General features: G+C 64.6%; 21 protein-coding genes. 7 read left to right on the top strand and 14 right to left on the bottom strand.

What is annotated here, in order from left to right:
* Nucleotides 1-32 precede the first annotated feature (32 nt).
* From P3T18_RS30860 to P3T18_RS30840, 5 genes are all read right to left on the bottom strand, one after another.
* Nucleotides 33-1,424, bottom strand: a complete 1,392-nt coding sequence (locus P3T18_RS30860) for a four-carbon acid sugar kinase family protein (RefSeq protein WP_429303744.1) — start codon at nt 1,422-1,424, stop codon at nt 33-35.
* Nucleotides 1,421-2,719 carry a ribulose-bisphosphate carboxylase large subunit family protein gene (locus P3T18_RS30855; protein WP_429303743.1) on the bottom strand — a complete coding sequence of 433 codons (1,299 nt, stop codon included), beginning with the start codon at nt 2,717-2,719 and terminating at the stop codon, nt 1,421-1,423. The genes P3T18_RS30860 and P3T18_RS30855 overlap by 4 nt, the downstream gene beginning before the upstream one ends.
* Nucleotides 2,716-3,255 carry a VOC family protein gene (locus P3T18_RS30850; RefSeq protein WP_429303742.1) on the bottom strand — a complete coding sequence of 180 codons (540 nt, stop codon included), beginning with the start codon at nt 3,253-3,255 and terminating at the stop codon, nt 2,716-2,718. The genes P3T18_RS30855 and P3T18_RS30850 overlap by 4 nt, the downstream gene beginning before the upstream one ends.
* Nucleotides 3,256-3,354: 99 nt before the next feature.
* A complete protein-coding gene (locus P3T18_RS30845; RefSeq protein WP_429303741.1) occupies nt 3,355-5,250 on the bottom strand; it encodes a TRAP transporter large permease subunit in 1,896 nt (631 codons plus the stop codon).
* A gap of 62 nt (nt 5,251-5,312) precedes the next feature.
* Nucleotides 5,313-6,338, bottom strand: a complete 1,026-nt coding sequence (locus P3T18_RS30840) for a TRAP transporter substrate-binding protein (RefSeq protein ID WP_429303740.1) — start codon at nt 6,336-6,338, stop codon at nt 5,313-5,315.
* 210 nt (nt 6,339-6,548) lie between these two features.
* Here P3T18_RS30840 and P3T18_RS30835 point away from each other — a divergent pair, with 210 nt between their 5' ends.
* Nucleotides 6,549-7,604 carry a LacI family DNA-binding transcriptional regulator gene (locus P3T18_RS30835; protein ID WP_429303739.1) on the top strand — a complete coding sequence of 352 codons (1,056 nt, stop codon included), beginning with the start codon at nt 6,549-6,551 and terminating at the stop codon, nt 7,602-7,604.
* A 600-nt stretch (nt 7,605-8,204) separates the two neighbouring features.
* Nucleotides 8,205-8,678 (top strand): Lrp/AsnC family transcriptional regulator, encoded by a 474-nt coding sequence (locus tag P3T18_RS30830; RefSeq protein WP_429303738.1) that lies wholly within the window; start codon nt 8,205-8,207, stop codon nt 8,676-8,678.
* 32 nt (nt 8,679-8,710) lie between these two features.
* Here the strand turns inward: P3T18_RS30830 and P3T18_RS30825 are convergent, their stop codons facing one another.
* Complete coding sequence (locus P3T18_RS30825) at nt 8,711-9,949, bottom strand: YbfB/YjiJ family MFS transporter (protein WP_429303767.1); 1,239 nt, start codon at nt 9,947-9,949, stop codon at nt 8,711-8,713.
* 266 nt (nt 9,950-10,215) lie between these two features.
* Here P3T18_RS30825 and P3T18_RS30820 point away from each other — a divergent pair, with 266 nt between their 5' ends.
* The 3 genes from P3T18_RS30820 to P3T18_RS30810 all read left to right on the top strand — a co-directional run bounded on the left by P3T18_RS30820 (nt 10,216) and on the right by P3T18_RS30810 (nt 12,327).
* Nucleotides 10,216-10,881 carry a nitroreductase family protein gene (locus tag P3T18_RS30820; RefSeq protein ID WP_429303737.1) on the top strand — a complete coding sequence of 222 codons (666 nt, stop codon included), beginning with the start codon at nt 10,216-10,218 and terminating at the stop codon, nt 10,879-10,881.
* Nucleotides 10,882-10,995: 114 nt separating this feature from the next.
* The gene (locus tag P3T18_RS30815; RefSeq protein ID WP_429303736.1) at nt 10,996-11,475 is read left to right on the top strand and encodes a hypothetical protein; all 480 of its coding nucleotides are present in this window, start codon (nt 10,996-10,998) and stop codon (nt 11,473-11,475) included.
* A gap of 12 nt (nt 11,476-11,487) precedes the next feature.
* The gene (locus P3T18_RS30810) at nt 11,488-12,327 is read left to right on the top strand and encodes a hypothetical protein (RefSeq protein WP_429303735.1); all 840 of its coding nucleotides are present in this window, start codon (nt 11,488-11,490) and stop codon (nt 12,325-12,327) included.
* On the opposite strand, the gene P3T18_RS30805 is transcribed toward P3T18_RS30810, so the two are convergent.
* From P3T18_RS30805 to P3T18_RS30785, 5 genes are all read right to left on the bottom strand, one after another.
* Entirely contained in the window at nt 12,246-12,980 is a 735-nt protein-coding gene (locus P3T18_RS30805) for a 4'-phosphopantetheinyl transferase family protein (protein WP_429303734.1), read from the bottom strand. The genes P3T18_RS30810 and P3T18_RS30805 overlap by 82 nt on opposite strands.
* Nucleotides 12,981-13,081: 101 nt before the next feature.
* A complete protein-coding gene (locus P3T18_RS30800; RefSeq protein ID WP_429303733.1) occupies nt 13,082-14,401 on the bottom strand; it encodes an MFS transporter in 1,320 nt (439 codons plus the stop codon).
* A 176-nt stretch (nt 14,402-14,577) separates the two neighbouring features.
* Nucleotides 14,578-14,826 carry a DUF2783 domain-containing protein gene (locus tag P3T18_RS30795; RefSeq protein WP_429303732.1) on the bottom strand — a complete coding sequence of 83 codons (249 nt, stop codon included), beginning with the start codon at nt 14,824-14,826 and terminating at the stop codon, nt 14,578-14,580.
* A 63-nt stretch (nt 14,827-14,889) separates the two neighbouring features.
* Nucleotides 14,890-16,599, bottom strand: coding sequence for an FAD-dependent oxidoreductase (locus tag P3T18_RS30790; RefSeq protein WP_429303731.1), 1,710 nt, complete (start codon nt 16,597-16,599; stop codon nt 14,890-14,892).
* Nucleotides 16,600-16,643: 44 nt separating this feature from the next.
* Nucleotides 16,644-17,603: an MBL fold metallo-hydrolase gene (locus P3T18_RS30785; protein ID WP_429303730.1), complete on the bottom strand. Its 960-nt coding sequence runs from the start codon at nt 17,601-17,603 to the stop codon at nt 16,644-16,646.
* Nucleotides 17,604-17,848: 245 nt separating this feature from the next.
* On the opposite strand from P3T18_RS30785, the gene P3T18_RS30780 reads away from it, so the two are divergent.
* A complete protein-coding gene (locus P3T18_RS30780) occupies nt 17,849-18,736 on the top strand; it encodes an IclR family transcriptional regulator (protein WP_429303766.1) in 888 nt (295 codons plus the stop codon).
* Nucleotides 18,733-19,545: an IclR family transcriptional regulator gene (locus tag P3T18_RS30775; RefSeq protein ID WP_429303729.1), complete on the top strand. Its 813-nt coding sequence runs from the start codon at nt 18,733-18,735 to the stop codon at nt 19,543-19,545. The genes P3T18_RS30780 and P3T18_RS30775 overlap by 4 nt, the downstream gene beginning before the upstream one ends.
* Nucleotides 19,546-19,612: 67 nt before the next feature.
* Here the strand turns inward: P3T18_RS30775 and P3T18_RS30770 are convergent, their stop codons facing one another.
* The 3 genes from P3T18_RS30770 to P3T18_RS30760 form a co-directional block, all read right to left on the bottom strand.
* The gene (locus P3T18_RS30770; RefSeq protein WP_429303728.1) at nt 19,613-20,476 is read right to left on the bottom strand and encodes a MurR/RpiR family transcriptional regulator; all 864 of its coding nucleotides are present in this window, start codon (nt 20,474-20,476) and stop codon (nt 19,613-19,615) included.
* A gap of 59 nt (nt 20,477-20,535) precedes the next feature.
* Nucleotides 20,536-21,618 (bottom strand): ABC transporter ATP-binding protein, encoded by a 1,083-nt coding sequence (locus P3T18_RS30765; RefSeq protein WP_429303727.1) that lies wholly within the window; start codon nt 21,616-21,618, stop codon nt 20,536-20,538.
* Nucleotides 21,619-21,703: 85 nt separating this feature from the next.
* Nucleotides 21,704-22,477, bottom strand: coding sequence for an SDR family oxidoreductase (locus P3T18_RS30760; RefSeq protein WP_429303726.1), 774 nt, complete (start codon nt 22,475-22,477; stop codon nt 21,704-21,706).
* Nucleotides 22,478-22,534 lie beyond the last annotated feature (57 nt).

The following is a 22,534-nucleotide window of genomic DNA, read 5'->3' as shown; positions in this document are numbered from 1 at the left end:
CGCATTGCCGCGCATTGTGGACGGTTCGCGATTTACGCGCTGCCGTCTCCGTTCAGCAATTGCTCGAAAAGATCGGCATCGCCCATCTGGCCGCCTTTGAGCATGATCTCCAGGCCGTCGAGGTCGCCGCGATCGGCGTGCAAACGGCACACGGTCACGCCCGCCGACAGCGGCGCGAGATACGACAGCCCCCACGCATCGAGCGAGCGAACGGCGATACTCGACGTGTCGCCGCCCGCGATGCCGATACGCGTCAGCTTCACGCTATCGAGCACGCGCTGCAACAAGTCGGCGCACGCATCGGCGAGTTGCGGCAACGCGCCGCCATCGGCTTCCTTTCGACGCGCCGTGTAGGCGAGCACGTTGCGCCCGTCGCGCAGCGGTCCGGCTATCGCGGCGGCGCGCGATGTCAGATAGTGCCCGGCGGCATCGCCCGTCATTTGCTGCGGATCGATTTCAATTCGCAGATAAGAATGCGCGGCAGCGATCTGCACTTCGGTCAACGGCGAGAGGCTGCCGGCCAGCACGAACACGGGACTGCGCGCACGCGCCAACGAACGAGGCGAGCTGGCTTCCGGAACGTCGACAACATCGCCGCTGCTTTCAGCGCGATTTGCCGCGAGACCGGCAATATAGGCCTGCGCCACGCTGCTCGCGCCCACGGCAAGAAGCGGCGCCTGCGCAGCTGCGCGACGCATCATCTCGTGTCCGATCGCGGCGAGATGGGTGTCGTCGAGCACGTCGAAGAGTATCGCGTCGGGCTTCGTGTCGAGCCGTTGTTGCACCTCGGCGTGCAGTGCGGCTCCGCCGCGCGCATAGCAGCGCCAGTCGATCGATTGCACGTTTTGCAGACCTTGCCGCTGCAGGTGCACGCGCAGATCCGCTTCGGTCATTGGTGTGACGGGATGCCGGCTCATGGTCGGATGACGATCGATCCGATAGATCGACTCGGGACGATCGTCGGCACCGGCCGCCGCGAATAACTCGCTGAATACGCAGTAACGCCGCAAATTCGGTTGTCCGCCGATGATCGCCACCAGCGGATTCGCGCAAACCTCGCGCAGTGTGCGAACCGCTTCGCCGATACTGCCGACGTGCGGCGCGCTGTCGAACGTCGAGCAAACCTTGTAGTGCATCACGCTCACGCCGAGCGTCGCGAACGCCGCGCCGATTCGCGTGAGCTCTTCGCGCTGCAAGTGCGGCGGCATGGATCGCGCCGCACCGGCCACGCCGACGGCGTCGAGTTGTCCCATCATCGAGAGACGGGCGGCGTCGGGCGGTTCGAGAAACAGCATGGCGCGCAAGCCGGCGCGGGCGAGATGCGCGAGCGTGTCGGTGGCGCCGGTGAAGTCGTCGCCGTAGAACGCGTAGGCGGGGCCCTGGTTTTGCGGCGCTGTCACTGTCGCGACCTCACTGCTCGTCATGCGCGAGCACCGAAGAATTCCAGCGCGCGGCGCAACTCCGGCATCCGTTGCGCGTAGACCGGCAAGGGCGTGCCGTCCTGCACGGCCGCCCATGCCTGACGCACGCTATTAACGCCCGCAGCGGGACCATCGGGATGCGCGAGAATGCCGCCGCCCGACATGAACAACAGGTCGGTGGAGCGCACGGCGTCGAACGTCGCCGGCACGGTGCCGGCCCACTGTCCCGACGAAAATGCGGGCAAGACCGTGTCGTCGCAACCGGCGGCGAGCGGCGTCGCGCAATCGCGCGCCGATTCGATCACTTCGGCGTCGCTCTGCGCAAATTTTCCGGCGAGTCCATGCACGTGCATATGATCGACACCGGCAAGACGCCAGAGCGTTTGATACGCCTGAAACGACATGCCGAGCGCAGGGTCGCGCGACATCATGCCGTAGCCGTTGCGATGCGCGTGCAGCACGAGCGGCGTCGAGCGTCGCAACGACTGGATGGCCGAAAATCCGCACCAGTTGATGCTCGCCATCACGCAACTGCCGCCTTCGCGTTCCACCAGTTCCGCGTGCCGGCGCATCGCATCGAGGTCGTCGGTAATGTTGAACGCCATCATGACGGCGCGGCCGCTCCGCTCGCGATACCGGCGTATTTCGTCCATCACGGCGCGCACGCGCTCCGCGAGCGGCGCGTGGGCGGGGTTCGCCGATACTTCGTCATCCTTGATGAAATCGACGCCTGCTTCGCACAGGTCGCGGACCAGCGCCGCCGTTTCCGCGGCGGTGAGTCCGACGTTCGGCTTGATGATGGTGCCGATCATCGGTCTGCCCGTCACGCCGGTCAGCGCGCGCGTGCCCGCTGCGCCGTGACGCGGCAGTTCGAAGCGCCGACGATAGGACGCGGGCAAGCGCATCGACAGCAAACGCATGCCGGTCACTTCGCCGAGATCGTACAGGTTGCCCGCGACGGTCGCGGCCAGCGTCGGCAGATTGGCTTCGATATTGGCGATTGGAAACGACAAGGTCACGCGCGCGCGCCGCCATGGTCCGCTCGCGCCCTGGCGCGCGAGCCACGCGTTCGGCAAGCTCGGTTGCGCGACGGCTTCGAGTTCGTCGATACGTAATACGCTCGCGCGACTGCGTGCCCGCAATGCGTCGGTTTCGTTGGCGACGCGTACGAACGTACCGCTCGATTGCTCGCCCGCCATCACGTCGGCGACACGCGCGGGATCGAGCGGCGTCTCGATCAGATAGTCGGCTTCGAGGCAGTCGTCGCCGGGCGTTTGCGTTGGCGTCGATGGGGTCATAGCGTGCTCAGATCCGGAAACGCGCGCACGGGTTCGCGACCGTCCCAGTCGCGCGACGCGGCGTAGATCATGTCGAACAGTTTGCCCTTCGGCCCGGCCACTTCCGAGAGTTCGATCACCGTGCCGGGATGATTCTCGGTGTCGAAATACACGAAGCGGCCATTGCGTCCCACCTCGCCGCTCATCGCCACCTTGAAGCCCTGTTCCTGCAGACGCGCGAGGTCTTCGTCGAACGACGTGGTCCAGTACGCGTTGTGCTGCAAACCGGTATGGCCCGCGGTGAGAAAATCGCGGTACATGGAAGGCGCGTCGTTGCGGGTCTGGATCAGTTCGACCTGCAACGGCCCCGAATTGGCGAGCGCCACCGAGTTATGCACCTCGTACGATTGCCCGCGATACGTGTAGTTTTCGATCGGCACGCGCTCGTTGTAAAACCACGGACCGACGCCGAGCACGCGGCTCCAGTAGTCCATGGCGGCCTCGATATCGCGCACCACGTAGCCTGCCTGACGGATCTCGCCAAAGAAACGACTCATGAAACTCTCCCCATGCTGCACAGTTTTGAAAGACGAGCGTCGCCCCGGCGCGGCTGCATCCTGCAGCGCAGCGCCCGCTAACGAACCCGTAGAGACGGTTTAAAGAAAGCCGATAGAGATCCAGGGAATTGCCGCGACCACGATCAGCCCGACGATCAGCGCGCCCATATAGCCGACGATAGGCCGCATGCCCGCATCCGGATTGACCTTGCTGATCGCGCACGCGGAGTAGTAGCCCACGCCGAACGGCGGCGAGAACAGACCCACGCCCATCGAAAGAATCACCACGATCGCGTAATGCACTTCGTTGACACCCGCGATCCGCGCAATCGGAAACAGCAGCGGCCCGAACAGCACGATGGCGGGAATGCCTTCGAGCACGCTGCCGAGCATCACGAACACCACGATCGACACCGCCAGAAAACCGTATGCGCCGCCCGGCATCGCGCCCATCAGTTGCGCGAGGTCCTGCGAAAAGCCGGACTGCGTGAGCGCCCACGCCATGGCAGTCGCACAACCGATGATGAACAGGATCGCGCCCGACAACGTGGCGGCATCCACCAGCATGCGACCCAGACGCCGCCACTCGAAGCGGCGATACACCAGCAAACCGATGACCATCGAATACGCAATGCCGATGGTCGATACCTCGGTGGCGGTCGCCACGCCTTCGACCACGGCCATGCGGATCACGAACGGCAACGCGAGCGCCGGGACGGACACGATGAAAAGACGCGCGATCTGCTGCCGGCTGAAACGCTGCGCGCCGCTCAGGTCTTCCTTGCGATAGCGCCACCACACCACGACGCAGAGAATCAGCGCCAGCACGGCGCCGGGCAGCATGCCAGCGGTGAACAGTGCCGAGATCGACAGGCCCGTCACCGAGCCGATGGTGATCAGCACGATGCTTGGCGGAATGGTTTCGCTCTGCGCGCCGGTGGTGGCCAGTAGCGCGACGAGGTCGCCTTCCGACGCGCCGCGCTTTTTCATCTCCGGAAACAGCACCGGCGCGATGGCCGCCATGTCCGCGACCTTGGAACCGGAAATACCCGACACCAGATACATCGCGCCGATCAGCACGAACGACAAGCCGCCGTGCACGTGCCCGACGAGGCTCGCGAGAAACTCGATCATCGCGCGCGCCATGCCCGTCATTTCGATCAGCAGGCCGAGAAAGACGAACAGCGGCACGGCGAGCAGCACGAGGTGCGACATGCCTTCGTCCATACGACCCACCACGACTTCGAGCGGCGTGAAGGTCGAGAGACCGAGATAACCGAAGGTGGCGAGCGCAAACGAAAAACCGATCGGCACGCCGGAGAAAATGCCGATCGCCACCACGCCCACGAAGAAGATCACGAGGTTCGCCTTGCCGAGCGTCTGGAACCACGGCCCGGCGAACACGGCGACCGCGCCGAGCAACGCGGCAATCACCAGCACGATCACGACGTCGCGCACACGGCTCACCTGCGCGAGCCGGATCAGGCCGACCAGCAGCATGAGACCGGCGCCGATGGGCAACGCAAGCGCGCGCCATGCATTGCTGATCTGCAAAGCGGGCGTGACGATTGCCGCTTCGCCGGACGCGTAGTCGTAGGCAGGCGCGACCAGCAGCGCGAGCAAGGCAACCGACGCGGCGATCGCCAGCGTATCGACGAACGCGCGCCGCTCGGGCGACAAACGGCTGACGAGCGCCGTCATGCGCATATGTTCGCCGCGCCGCAAGGCGAGCACGGCGCCGAGCATGGCGAGCCACAGGAACAGAATGCCCGCCAGTTCATCGGACCACACCAGCGGCTGATGCAGCGCATAGCGCGACACCACGCCCGCCAGCATCACGACGATTTCGACCGCGAGCAGCGCCGCCGCGCACACTTCGACCAGCGCGATGAGTCCGCGATCGAAGATTCTCAGCAGACGCCGCGGCAAACTCGCCGCGTGCGACGCGACGCCGCTATCCGCCGGATGCGCCGGATTCAATGCGTGATTCGACATGCCCGCCCCTCCTCGCGACCCAACGCCGCGCTGTGCTTCATGACCGTCCGTGTGCGCCACGCTCAGGCCAGCTTGCCGACCGACTGTTCGAGCAGATCCCACGCCTGGTTGCCGAACTTGTTCTTCCAGTCGGCGTAAAAACCCGCTTGCCGCAGCGCGGCGCGAAACGTGTCCGGTGCAGGACGATTGATCGCGAGACCCTTGCTTTGCAGATCGGCCACCGCGGCATCGTTGAGCTTGCGGACGTCTTCGCGCTGCTTGATGGCGCATTGATTGAAGGCGTCGCTGGCAATGCCTTGCAGGTCTTTCGGCAGACGTTGCCACGCGCGCGGATTCAGCACGAACCAGTAGCCGTCCCACATGTGGTTGGTCAGCGAACAGAACTTCTGCACTTCGTAGAGCTTGGCGACCTGCACGATCGGCAGCGGGTTTTCCTGCGCGTCGACGATATGCGTTTGCAGCGACGAATAGACCTCGCTGAATTGCAGGCTGGTGGGCGCGGCGCCGAGTCCCTTGAACATGTCGATGCTCAGCGGGCTCACCGGCACGCGAATCTTCAGACCGCGCATGTTCTGCGCGCTGGTGATCGGGCCGGTACTCGTGGTGGTCTGGCGAAAGCCGTTGTCCCACATCTTTTCGAACGACTCCAGCCCGGCTTTCTGCATGGCCGCGCGCACATAGGCGCCGAGCTTGCCGTCCATCGCCGCCCACACCTGGTTGTAGTCGGCGAAGGCAAAGCCCACCGCGTTGATGGCCACCGAAGGCGCGAGCGTCGAGACCACCAGCGCCGACGGCGTGAACATTTCGATGCCGCCGCTGCGCACCTGCGCGAGCATGTCGGTGTCGCCGCCGAGCTGGTTGTTAGGGAATATCCGGATCTCCATGCGCCCCTTCGACGCCTCTTTGATCTGATTGGCGGCTTCCTGCGAGCGGATGTTCAGCGGATGCGTGAGCGGCAGGTTATTGCCGTACTTGAACACGAACTCCGGGCCGGAGGCCGCGCGTACGATCGCCGGAAAACCCAGTGCACCGGCTATCGGCGCGGCGGCTGCGGCGCGCAGCAGCGTGCGTCTCGCGAGGTTGGTCATTTGAGCGTCTCCTTGCTTATAATTGATGTGACTGTCGAATCCATCAAAAACCATCACCCGTCTCAAGTAACGCCTTCGCCTGCGTGTTTTGAGTCTTTGCGGCCGGTGAACCGTCGTGTGGATAGCTGCAAGACTAGGCGTCCGCGGTAATAGCTGTCAAACCGCGAATCTGATGGTTTTTGATGGACTTCACCTCTGCGAAGGACGGCTATGTCCGAACCGGTTTCCTCCAGCGCGGCCGCCCGCGCGCGCATTCCCGACATCGCACGCGCGGCCGGCGTGTCCACCGCCACGGTCGACCGCGTGCTGAACGGCCGCGAGGGTGTGCGCGCCGTTACCGCACAGCGCGTCATGCAGGCCGCCGCGCAACTGGGCTATGTGCTGAATCAGGAAGCGCCCGTTGCGCAGGCTGCGCGTCCCATGCGCATCGCGTTTCTGTTGCCGGCCGGCACCAATCGTTATCTGCACATGCTCGGCGACTACATCGACTTCGCTCACGCGCAGTGGAATCAGCTGGACATGAAATGCCGCGTGCACTACGTGGAGAGTTTCAATCCCAAGGAACTCGCCGACCGTCTGTTGCATTACGGACAGCGCGCGGATGGCGTCGTGTTCATGGCGCTCGAACACCCCGTGGTGCGCGACGCGGTCAACACGCTCGCCGAACACGGCGTCCCCGCCGTCACGCTGATTTCCGATCTGTCGAATTCGCGGCGGCTCGCTTACGTGGGCATCGACAATCGCTCCGCCGGACGCACGGCCGCCCTGCTGCTCGGACGCTTCATGGGACCGCGCCCAAGCGGCAAGATCGCCATGCTTGCCGGCAGTCTCAACTATCGCGGACACGAAGAGCGCGAGATCGGCTTTCTTCATCTGATCGAATCGACGTTTCCGCAGGTGCGCGTAATCGGCTTGCGCGAAGGACACGACGACAGCGAACGCAACTACGTGCAGACGCGCAAGCTGCTCGAGCAGCATCCGGATCTCGCCGGGATTTACAACAGCGGTGGTGGATCGGACGGCGTGGCGCGCGCCATCGTCGAGGCGCGCGCGGAACAGAAAATTCTATTCGTCGGACATGGTTTGACACCGGATACGCGAGGTCTTCTGATCGACGGCACCATGGATGCGTTGATCACGCAAACGCCGCAGGCCATGGTCGGCAACTGCTTGCGCATCTTCAGGAACGTACGGGAAAAACGCGACGCGTTGAATGAAGTGAAACCGGTGCAATTCAGCATCGTGCTGCGGGAGAACTTGCCTTAGCGCATTTTTCCGGCTCAGGCACGCGCGATGCTTAGAAGAAGGGGCACTGATACTTCATCACGACTTCACGATAGGAGATAACACCATGCCCTACCTTCTCGGCTGGCTTCTTGGCGTACCGCTGATCGTTCTGGTCATTCTGTACCTCATTTTCCATTGATCTTTCTGCACCGTTTTTCACGTCAGATCGATCAGCAGTCCATCAAAAAACTGGTTCCTTGCGTCGCGGCCCGCATTCACGGCCGCGCGTCCTGAGACGCCCGCATGCGCGGCGTCTTCTTTTTTTGTGTGTCTTGTTCACGAGGACGCGAGCAACATGCACGCTGCCCGGCGAGCGCGTCTTCCGGAAGGGTCATTCCGGAATTCGCCCGCGCGTGCCGCTCGGCGGTGAGAGCGGCGGGACTCCGGGGGCAGCTTGTGGCCGCGCGAGACCGCTGGCCTGAGCCGGCGGCCCGGACGGTTGTCCCGGGCAGAAATGCACCCTGAAAATATACCGGGACGCTGGCTGGATAGGCTTCCTGATACGCGCCCCGATTACCGGATAGTCGGGACGATATTCCGTTAATATGGCTAATACCAGAACAAGCTTCCGACAAGGCCATGACAGCTCGAAATCGTCCACTGGACAATCAGGACCGTAAGATTTTGCGGGAATTACAAAAGAATGCCCGTTTGAGCAACGCGGAACTCGCGGAACTGGTCGGCATGTCGACCACGGCGTGCTGGAACCGCACGCGTCAGCTGGAAACCGAGGGCTATATTCGCGGCTACGTCGCGCTGCTCGACCAGCAGAAACTCGGCTTTGCCGACGTGGTGCTGCTCGAAGTCACGCTCGACCGTCACGACGACGACGCGCTCGCCCGCTTCGGCGCCGAACTGGCGACGCTCACCGAAGTGCTGGAGGCCTATCTCGTCTCCGGCGATTACGATTATCTGGTGAAGGTCGCGGTGGACGGCACCGCCGGTTACGAGCGTTTTCTACGCGAAAAGCTCTACAAGATTCACGGCATCCGGCACAGCCGCTCGATGTTCGCGCTGCGCTGCATGAAGAGCATTCCGTCGGTGCAGGTGTAGCGCGCGCAACAGGTGTGGCGCGCCCGGCTGCGTCAGGAGACGGCGCGCAATGGCTTCTGACACGCCGCCAGCACCGCGCCGGCGCCGAGCAGCAGCGCGGAATAAACCAGCCCGCGCGCGAGACCCGAGCCGTCCGATACCCAGCCGATCACCATGGGTCCGACGATCTGCCCGAACGCGAACACGATCGTGAAGGCGCTGATGCCCTTGGCCCAATGACTCGCCGGCAGGTTGTGACGCACGAATGCCGTGGTCGACGCCACCGCCGAGAGGAACGTCGCGCCGAATAACGCGCCCGAAACAAACGCCACCCACGGCTGCGTGAAGAGCGCGGGCAGCAGTGTCGCGACGGCGAGGAGCGCGTTGAGCACGGCCAGCGCCTGGCCGCCGCGCATCCGATCCAGCAAACCCGACCAGACGCGCGCCGACACCACCGTCGCCACGCCGAGCAGCATGTAAAAGGCGGTCACGATGGTCGCGCTCATGCCGGCGTTGCGCAGCAGCGCGACGATGAAAGTCATGTAGCCGATATAGCCCACGCCGAACAGCGTATAGCCCGCCAACGCCGGGACGAAACGCGGCCAGCGCGGCGCGTCGGTCGTCTGCGTGGCGTGAGCGTTCGACACTGGACTCGCGTGCACGCTTTCGATTTTGCGCGCGGCGCCGATGGCCACCGCGGCGAACACGGCGCAGGCCGCAGCCAAAGCGAACCACGCGAATTGCCAGCCGTGCGCGGCGTCGAGAATCGTCACGGGAACCAGCACCGATGACGCCACGATGCCCCATCCCGTGCCGCCGTAATAGAGGCCGAGCACGAGGCCTGCGTCGTGCGGTCTCGCCGAGGCGAGACGCGCCGCCAGCACGCCGCCGCTGATGAAGATCGCCGCGCTGCTCGCACCGGTGATCACGCGTAAGACGAGCAGCGAGTGCGTGTCGGCGAGCAGGCCGCTGGCCGCCATCAGCAATGCGGTTGCCGCGCAGCCCACGTTGAACAACGTGCCCGCCGACCAGCGTCGCGCGAGCGGCGGAAAGGCGAGCGCGCCGAGCAGATAACCGAGCGCGTTGGCCGTATTCATCGCGCCGGCCTGAGCGAAGCTCCAGCCGAGATCGAGCTTCATCGCGGGCAACAGCAGCGCGTAGGCAAAGCGCGCGAGTCCCAGCGCGATGGCGCTGCCCAGCGACAGCGCGGCGGCCAGCAACAAGGTCGGCCAGCGTTGCGCCGCAGCGCTGGAGGCGAGATTCGGGGCGGCGTCGATCTGTTCTGTCGGCATAAGCGTGGCGTGATTGAGCGATGCGCGCGGGTTGCGCCAGGGCTTGCCGGCGCGCTTCGTCATCATATCTGGGGACGGCTTAGGCGGTTGACGGTTAGTTGCATTAACGCTAGCAACGTCGGACGAAACCTTTATGCAGCGGCGCTTTCCGGTTCCCCGCACTCAGTCGCCACGCTATGAATAATGCATGTAAATGCGAATGATTTGCATTTACATGGAAAATCGCTCATGATTGAGTCCATGCAATCACGGCAATCCCGACCATCATGACCACGCTAGACATCAGCCGCCCCGACATCGAACGAGAAGCTTCGGCGCTGGCCGCACCGGAACCCAGGGCGGCCGCCGCGCTGGAGATGCTGCTGTCGCGCGAGTCTCAGTGGCCGCTCACCGAGCCGGGTCCGGCGGACGCCGAACTCGATCTGATCATCGACGCCGCGTTGCGCGCGCCCGATCACGGCAACCTGCGGCCATGGCGTTTCGTCACGATTCGCGGCGACGCACGCGGCGCGCTCGGCGACGTGCTGGTGGATCTCGCCTCGGCACGCTCGCCGGACGAACCGCGCTCGGCTCACGCGCATCGGCGGCAAAAAGCATTTGCCGCGCCGCTGGTGATCGCGCTCGGCGCGGCCGTCGTGACGCATCCGAAAGTGCCGGAAGTCGAGCAATTGCTGTCGGTCGGCGCGGCCGCCATGAACATGCTCAACGCCATTCACGCGCTCGGCTACGGCGGATTCTGGTCCACCGGACCGGACAGCTATACCGCAGAACTGCACGACGCACTCGGCTTTGCATCGAACGAACGGTTGCTCGGCTTTCTTTTCGTCGGCACGCCGAAGACGCGCGGTCAGCAGGTCGAGCGTCCGCCGCGTCGCGAACATGTGCGCGAATGGCAGCCGTTGCCGTCCGCGAAATCGTCCGCGAAAAACTGACGCGCACTCTGCGTCATCGCCCATCCGTCGCAAGCGACAAGCGCTGGCCTGCGACGCGGCACTCTTCCATCAGGCCGGCGCGACTCATTGGACCGTGTCCACCCAGGAGCCTCGATGAACTTCCGCTCTCAACACAGCAGCCGTCCCGAACTGATCGACGACCATCTGACCGACACCACCGATTCCTCCGACCGCACCGTGCTGAGCGCGGTTCGCACGTGGCTGCGGCCGGCGTGCGAGTCGGCGCGCGGCGGGGTGAACTGGCGCGACATTCTCAGCGGCATCGGTTTGCGCCAGGACGGTATCGAACATTTCGATCTGCTGATGCGTTCGCTGATGCACGTCTCGTATCGTCCGCTCGACATGCGCTGCCGCTGCGCGAGCGATCTCGGCAAGGACGAAGCCGTGATTCTGCAAACCATTGCGCTGCTGCAAAAAACCCATAGCGGCGCCGCGCTGCGCATGTTGAGCGAATGGTTGCCCGCGCCGGCTGTCAGCGGCGTGCTCAAACTGATCCGCTGGTTCGCCATCGATCTGCTCGACGCGGGACTCGAACTCGACGTGCAGGCGCGCCGCGTCACGTACATGCACTGAGGACGCCAGCGTATGCCGATGGAACTCGCCTATTCCGGCTCGCCGCGCGCGCTCGAACGCGCCGACGCTTCCGAACCTCCCCGCGAAGCGCAATGGGTGCCGACCAGCGTCGTTGCCATGGCGGCGCCCGAATTCGTTTCGAGCCCGCTTACGCGACGTTTTCCGCACAACCTCGGCGTGCCGCGTGCGGGCGACCTGCATCTGTGGCGCTTCCGTTGCGAGTGGTTGCCGGTGCCGGTTCAGGAAGGCGACACGTGGCTTTCGAAGGGCGAGCGCGAACGCGCGCGGCTGCATCCCAACGCCGCGTTGCGCAAACGCTTCGTGAGTGCTCGTGTGGTGGCGCGCTGGATCGTCGCTAACCTGTTCGGGTGCCAGCCGTCCGATGTCGATCTGCACGACGACGGCAACGAAAAGCTACGCGCGCGTCATCCACGCGACGGCCGCGGCCTCGCGCTCGACATCGCCTATGGCGGCATCTGGATCGTGATCGGCGTATCGGCGACAACGCTCGGACTGGGCGTCACCGTGCCTGCGCCGGGGATCGCCGCCGACCTGCCGGCACTCGACGGCGAACGCCGCCGCGCCCGCTATATGAGCCTGTGCAACGCGCTGCGTTACGCACCAAACGACATCGACCCCGATCTGTTTAACAACGACAGCGCATGGTGTGGCTACGATCTGGCCCAGCATGGCCGCTGGCATCTGCTCGACGTGCCGATGGCGGGCAAGGTGCGTGCCGCCGTCGCGCTCGCCCAGCCGGTGACGCGCGTCTACGCTATCGGCTGGCCGAAGGCGCTATCGCAACACGCCTGGCGCGGTGCGCTGGCAGACCAGGCAAGTCCGGCGGCGTAAGTTTGCGGCGCGGGCAGCCAGCAGCCCTGCAGGTCGCGCATCCCTTCGGGCACGTGAGCGCGCAACCAGAACGCCGTGCTCTCGCGCGGCAGCACGCTCAGATGCTGCAACCCTCGCGCGATACCCACGCCCGTGGTTTTCACGAGCGCTTCTTTCGCCACCCATGCGTCGTAAAACGCGGCCGCACGCGATGGCATGGCAAGGCATTCGATCCACGCGGCTTCGTCGGCGGCGAGCGTCAGCGTCGTGATCGAGCGCCAGTCGAATCGGTCGCTGCATGCTTCGATATCGACACCCACGCGCCTCAGCGCCGACATCGCCACGACGCCGTGCGCGCCCGCATGCGAGACGTTGAAATCGAGCGACGTGGAATCGGCAAGGTGCGGCCGTCGATTGGCGTCGAGTGCAAAACGCACGGCGTGCGGTTCGATATCGAGTCGCGCGGCAAGGCGCTCGCGCAGCGCGGCGCGGACCGTGGCGAAACGCAGCGCGTCTTCATGGCGACGGAATGCCTGCGCGCGTGCGCGCTCGTCGCTGCTGAGCGATGAGAATGCCGTGTCCGTCAGCGACGCCGCAAGTGGAATATCGACCCGCCACACGGAAATGTCGGGCGGGCCGTCATGCGAGATCAGAACAGGGTCGACAATGGGCATGACGAGCTTCGGGCGGACACGCTAGGGCGCGGAATAGTTAAACGCGACTCTACCCGATCTGCTGCCCGACACGTTTCAAGCGTCAGCGGCGCGCGGATGACTCATGCGTCTTTCGGCACGCCGCGCAGCAGCGCCACGCCGCTGACGAACAGCAAAGCCGTCAGCAGATACAGCGCGTTATCCATGCTGCCCGTGTGCGTCTTGATGAGCCCGATCACCCACGGACTCACGATCCCACTGGTAATGCCGATACTGCTGATGAGCGCGATGCCGGCCGCCGCCACGGTGCCCGACAGATAGCTCGACGGCACGGTCCAGAAGATCGGCAACGCGGCGAAAATCAGCACCGCGGCCAGCGAGAGAATCGCGAGCATCACCGGGAAGCTGCTCAGATGCAACGTAAGCAGCGACAACGCAACGCCGCCGCCGATCGTGCACACGGCGAAATGCCGGCGCCGCTCGCCGCGACGATCCGAATTGCGCGCGATCAGAATCAGCCCCACCGCGCCAACAGCGTTCGGAATCACCGTGTACAGACTGATCGCCAGCACGTCGTGAATGCCGAAGTCGCGAATCATCAAGGGCATCCAGAAGTTCAGCGTCAACGAGGCGCACGTGAGCGAGAAATAGATGAAGGCGAACAGATAGACACGCGGATTGCGCAACGCCTGCTTCAATGCATGCGAGGAATGGGCATTCGACGAAGCGCGGCGCGCCTCGTCGCGCTGCGCGATCAAATGCGCTTTCTCCGCCGGGTTCAACCAGTTGGCGTGCTGCGGACCGTCCACGAGATAGAACGATGCCAGCAGGCCGAGCACGATGGCCGGCGCGCCTTCGATCACGAACATCCATTGCCAGCCGAACATGCCCATCACGCCGCCCATGTCGCGCATGATCCAGCCGGAGACGAGACCGCCGAGCACGCCCGCCACCGCCACCCCCGCGAAGAAGATCGACAGCACCGCCGCGCGACGCCGCGCCGGATACCAGTAGGTGAGATACAGCACGATGCCGGGGAAAAAGCCCGCTTCGAATACGCCGAGCAGGAAGCGCAAAATATAAAAGTGCGTGGGTTTCGCCACCAGCATCATGCCGACCGAGGCAATGCCCCACAGCAGCATGATCCGCGTAAAAGTGCGGCGCGCACCGAAGCGCGCGAGCAGCATGTTGCTCGGCACTTCGCACAGCACATAGCCCACGTAGAACACCGCGGCGCCCAAACCGTACATGGCGTCGCTGAAGCCGAGATCGTGCTTCATCTGCAATTGCGCGAAGCCGATATTGATGCGGTCGAGAAACGACACCACGTAACAGAGAAACAGAAACGGAATGATCCGCAAAGAGACTTTGCGATACAGCAGATCGTCGTACGCAGCAGCGGATGCGCCCGGCTCGAGCGCAGAGGCGAGGGATTGGCTCATCGGTTATCTCCAAACGTGAGGGTCCAGCGGACCCGCCGGGGTCCGGCGTCTTGATGCGCCGCGTTGTCGATTGCTACTGGAACGGCACGCCGCGCACGAAATGCGCCGCATGCCGCGGTGTGTGCGCGAGGCTCGAATGGCCCCGCGCGTGAGGCGTTTTATTCGACCCGCACGTTTCAGGCTGCGAGCGGATGTAAATCGGCGCCGCCGGCAACGTCTTGTCCCACCGCGCTCGTCACGCCTTCGCGCGCGAAGCGCATGGCGTCGAGTAAAACGGCGTGGTCGCCGATATGATTGGCGAGCAGCAGAATCAGTTGCGCATTCGCCGACTGACTCTGCGCGTCGTCCAGATCGCGATGCATGTCGATCAGCGCCTCGTAGAAATCGTCGGGACGCGCGAGATTAGGTTGGGTGTTCAAGGCCATGTCTGTCTCCTGCTATTTTTTCTGCTGCAATCAGGCGTGCCGGGTTCGAAACGCGGCCGGCATTCAGGCCGTTCCTTCGACACACAATGCGCGTTTCAGCGCGCGCTCCACGGCGTTTGCGTCCACGCTCCGCCAGCGCGCGCAGACATGCTGGTCCGGACGCAGCAAATAGAACGTGCCGGGGCGGCCGTCGTAGCGCGCAGCGGCAAGACCTTCGGTGTCGTGCGCCATGACGGCGCCTGGCACGTCCACCTGCTGCGTGGCGTCGTTCGTCACCAGTACCAGCTTCAACGGAATCGGACCCTTGCCGATGTCGCGCAAGGCCGCTTGCGTGGCGGCGTCCGGCGTTTGATCGCCGCAGAACAGGACGCCGGTGAACTGCTGCCCGAGTTGCGGCAACAACCACGCCGCCTCGCCCGCCACCCGCACCGGCGCATCGACACACGAAGCGCCCGGCACCATCGCCCCTTCGAATCGATCGGCGTCCGAAGTATTCAGCGGCGAATCGCGCAATACCGCCGGCACGGAGAGACGCCCGCTGTTCGTGAGTTGCCGCGCAAACGGATGATGACGCGCGAGCTTCAGCACGGCGTCGCGAAACACGCGGCTCACCGGGCTCTTCGGCGTGATGAAATCGGTGGAGCGAGTGGAGTTGCGGATGTTCTCGTCCGCGGCGAACTCGCGTTCGCTCGCATACGTGTCGAGCAGCGCGTCCGATGCCCGGCCTTCGAGCACCATCGCGAGTTTCCACGCGAGATTTTCCGCATCCTGCACGCCGCTATTGGCACCACGCGCGCCGAAAGGCGACACGCCATGCGCCGAATCGCCCGCGAACAGCACGTTGCCGTGCCGGAAGCGATCCATGCGCAAACACGAAAACGTATAGACGCTGACCCATTCGAGTTCGAATTTCGCGTCCGGACCCAGCAAGGCACGCACACGCGGAATCACGCGCTCAGGTGTTTTTTCGAGCACGGGATCGGCGTCCCAGCCTAACTGGAAGTCGATACGCCAGACGTTGTCCGGCTGACGATGCAACAGCACCGACTGATTCGGATGAAACGGCGGGTCGAACCAGAACCAGCGTTCGGTCGGAAACTCCGCTTCCATCTTCACGTCGGCGATCAGGAAACGATCCTTGAAGGTGACGCCTTTGCTGTCGAGTCCCATCAAATTGCGCATCGGACTGCGCGAACCGTCGGCCGCCACTACGTAGCGTCCGCGCAAAGCGTACTGACCGTCCGGCGTGTCGACGCTCAACGTGACGCTCGCCTCGCTCGTGCCCGGCGTGCCGTTCTGCTGCACGCCGACCACTTTGCTTTTCCAGCGGATCTCCAGGTTCGGCATGGCCTGCGCGCGTTCGAGCAGAAAGCCTTCCACATAGTACTGCTGGAGATTGATGAAAGCAGGCCGATGGTGGCCCGCTTCCGGCTGCAGATTGAACGTGTAGACGAGTTCGTCTTTCAGGAACACCTTGCCGACATTCCAGCTGATGCCCTTATCCACCATGCGCTGCCCGCAGCCCAGCCGGTCGAAAATATCGAGCGAGCGCTTGGAAAAGCAGATCGCCCGCGAACCGGTGGAGAGCGAACAGTCGTCGTCGACCAGCACGACCGGTACGCCCTGCTGCGCGATATCGATTGCAGTGGCGAGGCCCACCGGCCCCGCGCCCACCACGATCACGGGATAAGCCGCCTGGTCCGCCGTACCTTGCGCGCTCTGCTTGCGGCAAGGCTGGTACTCGAACGACAGCGTCTGGTAGTTGATGCTCATCTTGTGTCTCCGTCCGTCTCTGCCTGGCTATCCGTACTTTTCTATCAGGCTTGCAGCGCGTCCCACATTTCCTTGTCACGCTGCGCCGTCCAGATGCGCGGATGCGTGATGCCACTGGCTTCGTCGAACGCGCGGGACACGTCGAACGGCAAGCAGTGTTCGTAGATGAACACCTGACCGAATTTCGGATCCATCGCCTTGCGCGTGTGCGCCATCGCGGCTTTCAGATCGAGCTTCTGTTCGACGGCTTCGCGGCCCTGCTGCAGGAGCGTGGTGACGAAGTCTTTCGTGTAGTCGAGACCCTTGTTGACGTCTTCCGGCGTCGTCAGCGCGGGGCCGCGGCCCGGCACCAGTTTTTCAGCGTTCAGCGCGCGCAATGCTTCGAGCGTGGTGGGCCATTGCGCGAGTTGCGCGTCGCCGCAATAACAGGCTGCGTCGTATTCGACCAGGTCGCCCGAGAACAGCACTTTCTGCGACGGCAGCCACACCACCGTATCGCCCTTCGTATGACCCGCGCCGAGATGCGCGATGCGCACTTCGAGCTTGCCGAGGAACAACGTCATTTCCTTCTCGAACACCAGGGTCGGCCACGTCAGACCGGGCACCGTCTCGACGCCGGCGAACAGACGCGGAAAGCGCTCGATTTCCGACTTCATGTCCGCTTCGCCGCGCTCCACGATCATCTCGTAGGTGCCGCGGCTCGCGATCACTTCCTGCGCGCCTTCCTCGAAATACGCCGACGCGCCGAGCACGCGGACCGCGTGATAGTGCGACAGCACCACGTATTTGATCGGCTTGTCGGTGACGCTGCGAATCTTCGCGATGAGGTCTTGCGCCATGGCAGGCGTGGCCGTGGTGTCGACGATCAGCACGCCGTCGTCGCCGATGATCACGCCCGAGTTCGGATCGCCTTCGGCCGTGTACGCGTAGGCGTTCTCGGACAGCTGGGTCCACGTGACCTTTTTGACTTCCAGATCGGCCTGGGATGCGAATGCCTTTGCCATGCTTGTCTCCCTCAAAAATGTGGACGTGAGGCGAGACGGCCGGCTGCGCGTGGCGCGGACTGGCGGTATTGGAGGATGTCTCGCCCCGTTTTTTACTCTGTGACTGCACCGGTATGTCGGGGTGAATGCATCTTATGACTTGGCCAGTTTATTTGTCAATAGCGAAATGTATCGCTATACGCAAATTTCAAAGCTTCTAAGATGACACCATGAAGCGCACAGTCGCGAGCGGCGCTTCGGCTAACATGGACCCTTTTAACGGGACGAGCGCGGGCGTGAAGAAAGCAGCTAAACCGGGCAGCGGCGTGGAAGCGGCCGGCGGCGAGATCGCCGAGGGCGGCAAGACCCAGCGCGGCATCCAGAGTGTCGAAGTGGGCGGCCGCGTGCTGCTGGCGCTCGCTCAGGCGCGCAGTCCGCTGGCGCTCTCCGACCTCGCCGCGGCCGCGCAGATTGCGCCGGGGCAAGCGCATGCCTATCTGGTGAGCCTGAGCCGCCTCGGTCTCATCAAGCGCGACGAGTTGTCCGGACGCTACGAGCCGGGGCCGCTCTCGTTGCGACTCGGCCTCATGCATCTGGAGGGCCAGCCCGCGTTTCGCGCCGCCGTGCCGCGCGTCGTCGCGCTCGCCGAGGCGATCGGCTTCAGCGTCGCGATCTGTATTGCCGGCTCGCAAGGCCCGACCATCGTGCGCTATGAGCACGCGGGTTTTCCGCTGCACGTGAATCTGCACGTCGGCACGGTGATGTCGCTGCCGGCCACCTCGACCGGACGCGTGTTCTGCGCCTATTCGTCCGATGAGGCCGTGGCGCGCATGTGGGCAAACCAGTCCGGCGGCGCGGACGAAGCCATGACGCCACCGGACGAACGCGCCGCCTTCGCGCGGGTGTTGGGCGAGATCCGCGCGCGCGGCCTGGAAAGCAGCGTCGACGCGCCGAGTCCCGGCATCAGCAGCCTGAGCGCGCCCGTGCTCGATCCGGATGGACGCCTCTGCCTCGCGCTCACGGTGATCGGCTCGACGGGCTCGATCGACGTGAGCGCCGACGGCCCGACGGCCCGCGCGCTGCTCGCGGCAACGCACGACATCGGCGCCGCGCTGGCCGCCGCCCCTTCCCTGCTGGCGTCTTCCGCATCATGACTTCCACGCCCGAACCATCCACGACCGACACGAAACCGCAGCGCGGCATCCAGTCGCTCGACAGCACGGGCGAATTGCTCACGGCGCTGGCGGCGGCCGCGCGTCCTTTGAGCCTGCGCGACCTCGCGGCCGCAGCGGGCATGCCGCCGGCCAAGGCATTTCCGCATCTGGTGAGTCTGCTGAAAACCGGCTTGTTGAATCGCGACGCCGCCGGCTGTTTCGAAGCCGGGCCGCTCGCGCTAGAACTCGGCCTGATCGGTTTGCAGCGCTTGTCGCCGGCGCGCGAAGCGGAACCGGAAGTGGTGGAGCTGGCGGCGTCGACCGGCATGAGCGTGGCGATGGCGGTGCTCGGTCCGCTCGGACCGACCGTCGTCCGGCTCGAAGAAGCGGCGCGGCCGCTGCACGTGAGCCTGCGGGTCGGCACGGTGATGTCGCTGGTGAATACGGCCATCGGCCGCGTATTCGCCGCCTATGTCGCCGACGACGTCCGCAACGGTCTGCTCGAACAGGACCATCTGCGCCTTGCCGGCGCCGCCAGCCACGCGAACGGCGCGAGCGACGCCTACGCGCAGCGCCTCGTGCAGATCCGCACGGCCGGCATCGACACCGCATTGAGCCGGCCCGTGCCCGGCATCAGCACGCTCGCCGCGCCGGTGCTCGACCATACCGGCAGCATCTGTCTCGTGCTCGCGCTGATGGGCCCGAGCGGCAGCTTCGACAGCGAACTCGCGGGCGGCCCGGCGCAAACCTTGAGCGCGGCGGCCTCGCGCCTGTCGCACCGTTTCGGCTGGATGGCGACGGCGAGTTGAGGGCGTCGCACGTCGCACAGCGACCCGGCGTTTCCATCGAGGCGCGGCGGCTTGATGAACTACGCCGTCAATCCCGCGCCGCTTCCGGTTCGTGCGATGCCAGGCGCGCTTTCGCGTGCCGCATCTTTTCGAGCGTCTGCGGACCGGCCTTCAAGGCCACGCCGATCGCCAGCGCATCCATGATGCACAGATGCACGAGGCGGGACACGCCCGGCGTATTGGGATCGACCGGGCTCGGCACGCGCAGCAGCAGGGGAATATCGACCAGCCACGCGAGCCGCGAGCCGACATTGGTCAGCGCGATGGTGGTGGCGCCGCGCTCCTTGGCGATCTGAATGCTTTCGTTGACTTCCACGCTGCGGCCCGAATGCGAGATCGCGAACGCGACGTCGCCCGGTTCCATCAGGCCCGCGTAGAGGCGTTGCAGATGACCGTCCGTGAAAGCGGTGGCCGCGATGTCGAGACGCAGGAAGCGCAAGGCTGCATCCTGCGCGACGAGCCCCGATCCCGAGCCGACGCCGAAGAAGAACACCCGGCCCGCGCTGGACAGCGCCGCAATCGCGCTCTCCACCACGGCCGGGTCCAGCGCGCCGCGCGCGTGCGTGATGCCGTCGATGGCCGCTTCGCCGACCTTGTCCATCAGCGTCTGCACGTCGTCGTCGCGCGCGACCGCCGTGGAGGCGTAAGGCATCCCGCCCGCCACACTCTGCGCGAGTTGCATCTTGAAGTCGCGCAGACCGTGCGCGCCGATCGCGCGACAGAACCGCGTCACGGAAGGCTCGGACACCTCGGCGCGCTGCGCAAGCTCGGTGATGCTCGCGCGCATCGCGAAGTCGACGTCGCTCAGCACCATGTCGGCGACCTTGCGCTCGGCAGGCCGCAGACTGGTGAGAGCGCCGCGGATGTGGGGGATCAGGTTCGGTGCGGACACCCAGTGTTCCTTAAGGGTTAAACGAATCCGCGTCGCGTTGCTGCCTGGCAACACGCGGTTCAGACCAGCCTGCGTCCACTCTCCGTATCGAATAGATGAATATGCTCGGCCGGCAGACGCAGCGTAACCTGCTGACCGGGTTCGACTTTCGAGCGCTGGCGAGTCGTCACGCACCACGTACTGCCGCCGATCTTTCCGTACAGATGCGTCTCGGCGCCGGTCGGCTCGACGACTTCGACCGCGAGCGTGGCGTCCGGCGTGGCGGCCATCGTTTCGATGTGTTCGGGACGCACGCCCAGCGTCACCTTCGCGCCCACGCTGGCAGACGCTGGCACGCTTTCGAGCACGATCTCGCCGCCGTCGTTCAGCTTCAGCGTATGGCCGGTTCCCGTCGCGCGATTCGCCAGAACGCCTTCGGCGAAGTTCATCGACGGCGAGCCGAGGAAGCTCGCCACGAAGAGATTCGCGGGACGGTCGTACAGATCGAGCGGCCGGCCCACCTGTTCGATACGCCCGGCGTTCATCACCACGATGCGGTCGGCCATGGTCATGGCTTCGATCTGATCGTGCGTGACGTAGATCACCGTGTTCTTCAGCCGTTGATGCAGCGCCTTGATCTCGGTGCGCATCTGCACGCGCAGTTTGGCGTCGAGATTGGAGAGCGGTTCGTCGAACAGAAACAGCGACGGCTCGCGCACCACCGCCCGGCCCATCGCCACGCGTTGACGCTGGCCGCCGGACAGCGCGCGCGGCAACCGGTCCAGATAGCTGCCGAGATTCAGCATCTTCGCGGCGGCTTCGATACGCGGCTTGAAACTCGCCGACGATTCCTTGCGAATGCGCGGCCCGAACGCAATGTTTTCGTAGACGGACAGATGCGGGTAGAGCGCGTAACTCTGGAACACCATCGAGATATTGCGCTGCTGCGGCGCGAGCGTATTGGCGCGCGTGCCGCCGATCATCAGATCGCCGCCGCTGATTTCTTCCAGCCCGGCCACCATGCGCATCAGCGTGCTCTTGCCGCAACCGGACGGCCCGACCAGCACGACGAACTCGCCGTCGTCGATATCGAGGTCGATGCCGTGCACCACTTGCGTGTCGCCATAGCGTTTGAAGATGCCGCTCAGTTGCACTGCTGCCATGCTGTCCTCATCGTCGTGCTTCGTTGACCCGCTCGCTCACCTACTCTGCTGCCTGTTTTGCTACGTTCGTTAGCGCCCGCGACGCTCACAGCGATTCGAGCGTCAGTTCTTCCGCCATCAGACGGTTGCCCGCCATCAATCCGCCGTCCACCGGCAAGACCACGCCGGTGATCACGCGCGCCATCGGCGAGGCCAGAAACTGCACGGCGTCGGCGATGTCGTCGGGCGTGGCGAAATCGCGCAGCGGATACCATTTCTTCAGGTCGTCGAAAACCTGCGGATTCTTGTCGACGCGTGCCTGCCAGGCTTTCGTCTTCACGGTACCCGGACACACGATGTTCGCGCGAATGCCGTAGCGTCCGAGTTCGATGGCGAGCGCCTTCGTGTAGCTGATCAGCCCCGCCTTCGCCGCGCTATACGCCGGATGACCGAGCGCGGCCAGACCGTTGACGGAACCGATCAGCACCAGCGCGCCCTTCTGCCGCTCGATCATCGAGGCGCGCACGGCTTCCACCGTGTGATACGTGCCGTTCAGGTTCAGATGAATGTCGCGTTGCCACGCGGCGGCGTCGGTGGTGGCGAGCGTCAGCCCCTCGGCCGCGCCCGCGTTGGCGACCAGCACATCCACTGGACCGCGCCGGTCGACGGCTTCGGCCACGGCGCGCTTCACCGCTTCGGCGTCGCCGAGATCGACGGCAACCGGCGTGACCTGCGCTTCACCTAATTGCGAAGTCAACGCGCCGAGCGCGCCGGCGTCGATATCGAGCGCGAGCACGGTGTCGCCCTGATCCACGAAACGCTTGCACAGGACGCTGCCGATACCGCCGCACGCGCCTGTCACCAACACCACACGATTCATCTGCGTCCTCGTTCCTGAAAGCGCCAGCTAGCGTGTAAGTTTCTTACAAATGCAGTT

It is taken from the genome of Paraburkholderia sp. GAS199 (assembly GCF_050436585.1).
Taxonomy (GTDB): domain Bacteria; phylum Pseudomonadota; class Gammaproteobacteria; order Burkholderiales; family Burkholderiaceae; genus Paraburkholderia.
The sequence above is the reverse complement of the archived record's forward strand: the minus strand, read 5'-3'. Positions and strand labels throughout refer to the sequence as shown.